This is a genomic window from Mesorhizobium sp. M7A.F.Ca.AU.002.02.1.1, from assembly GCF_003998535.1.
Classification (GTDB): Bacteria; Pseudomonadota; Alphaproteobacteria; order Rhizobiales; family Rhizobiaceae; genus Mesorhizobium; species Mesorhizobium ciceri.
In genome coordinates, this window is sequence record NZ_RZPB01000979.1 from 1 (window position 1) to 1893 (window position 1893).

General features: G+C 61.3%; 3 protein-coding genes. All 3 read right to left on the bottom strand.

The annotated features are described in order from the left end of the window. Window positions 1-164 (bottom strand): RNA chaperone Hfq (hfq, locus tag EN879_RS34005; protein WP_127256882.1); only part of this gene is annotated, 164 nt, incomplete at its 3' end. A gap of 145 nt (window positions 165-309) precedes the next feature. Then, window positions 310-1173, bottom strand: a complete 864-nt coding sequence (locus EN879_RS34010; protein ID WP_027163475.1) for a D-amino-acid transaminase — start codon at window positions 1171-1173, stop codon at window positions 310-312. Window positions 1174-1271: 98 nt separating this feature from the next. Further along, window positions 1272-1893, bottom strand: a 622-nt coding sequence (locus tag EN879_RS34015) for a sigma 54-interacting transcriptional regulator (protein ID WP_164774762.1), incomplete at its 5' end; no start/stop codon positions are given.

Here is a 1893-nt window from a genome sequence, read left to right on the forward strand (position 1 = left end):
AGCTGGGAGTGACCATCGCGGCGCAGCAGGACACAGAAATTGTCGAACGAAGTGACCACGCCGGTCAGCTTCACGCCGTTGATGAGGAAGATGGTGAGCGGGTTCTTGCTCTTGCGAACTGAATTCAGGAACAGGTCCTGAAGGTTTTGCGATCGTTCCGCCATTGTTCTTGTCTTTCGCCGATCCCCTTCGGTTTGCAAGCCAATGCGCCAAATTAACGGGCGCATGTCAAGCTCGCAAACACCGTCTTGTCGTCAGTAACGACAAGCAGAACGAGATATATTGATGTTCATTCCACCTGTGCGGTTATCAGGCTGGACTTTTTTCCGCAATGTCAAAAAAGGCTTGCCGCAACGAAAGTGTTATTGAGCCGGGGTGCCCATTGGCGACCGTGTCGCCATCGATGGTCACCACCGGCATGGCGATCGTCGTTGCGGAACTGATGAACGCCTCGCGTGCCGTCTTGGCCTCGGCGACGGAAAAGCCGCGCTCCTCGATCTTCAGGCCAAGCTTGGCCGCCACTTCGAACATGGTCGTGCGGGTGATGCCGCGCAGGATGCCATGCTCGGCCGGCCTGGTGACCAGAACGCCGTCCCTGGTGACGATCCAGGCGTTGGACGAGCCGCCTTCCTTGACGTTACCTTCGGTGTCGACGAACCAGGCTTCCTGCGCACCGGCTTCCTTTGCCTTCTGCTTGGCCAAGACATTGGGCAGCAGCCCGACAGTCTTGATGTCGACCCTGTCCCAGCGGTTCTCCGGCACGGTGATGACGGCGATGCCTGTCTCGGCTCGCTTTGCACCAGCGGCAGGATCGGCCTTCCTGGCGGTTACCACCAGCGAAGGCTTGGTGTCGGCGGAAGGGAAGACGAAGTCGCGGCTGGCCACGCCGCGCGTCACCTGCACGTAGACCAGGCCATTGGCGACGTGGTTGCGATTGACCACCTCACGCAGAATGAGCGGCAGCACGTGAGAGGTGACCGGCCAGGCGATCGACAATTCGGTCAGCGAACGGTTCAGCCGGGCCAGGTGGCGCGGCATGTCGACGATGAAGCCACGCGCCACTTCGCAGACCTCATAGACACCGTCGGCAAACTGATAGCCGCGATCCTCGATATGCACGGCAGCGTCGGCGTGCGTGACATAGCGCCCGTTGACATAGGCAATGCGCGGCATTGGCGACCCCTCAGAAATTCTCGGGCTTTCTTATGCGATTCCACCGCGGGCGTAACCGGCAAATGGTTGGACCACGCGCGGCTGGTCGGACGTCGCGCTTAGACGCCCAGGGACTTCAGCTTGCGATGCAGAGCGGAGCGCTCCATGCCGATGAACTCGGCGGTTTTCGAGATGTTGCCGCCGAACCGGTTGATCTGGGCGATCAGGTAATCCTTCTCGAACTGCTCACGCGCTTCGCGGAGCGGCAGCGCCATGATGTGTTGGTCGGATTGATTCGGGGTGCGCGGCATGACATCGCCGATCTCGGCCGGCAACAGATCAGCGGTGATCGGCGCATCGACGTCGTCGCCGCGCGCCAGGATCATCAGGCGCTCGACATTATTGCGCAGCTGGCGAACGTTGCCCGGCCAGTTGTGCGCCTGCAGCACGGCCAGCGCGTCGTCGCCGATGCGGCGCGGCTTGATGCCGGCCTGGCGGGCGATCTGCTTCATGAAATTGTCGACGAGGTAGGGAATATCCTCGCGCCGCTCGGCCAATCCCGGCACGATGACCGGAACCACCGCGAGGCGATGGTAAAGATCCTCGCGGAAACGCCCGTCGGCGATCATCGCTTCGAGGTTCTGCGACGTGGAAGAGATGATGCGGACATCGACCTTGACCCGCTTGGTTCCCCCTACCCGCTCGAACTGCTGCTCGACCAGCACGCGCAGGATCTTGTTC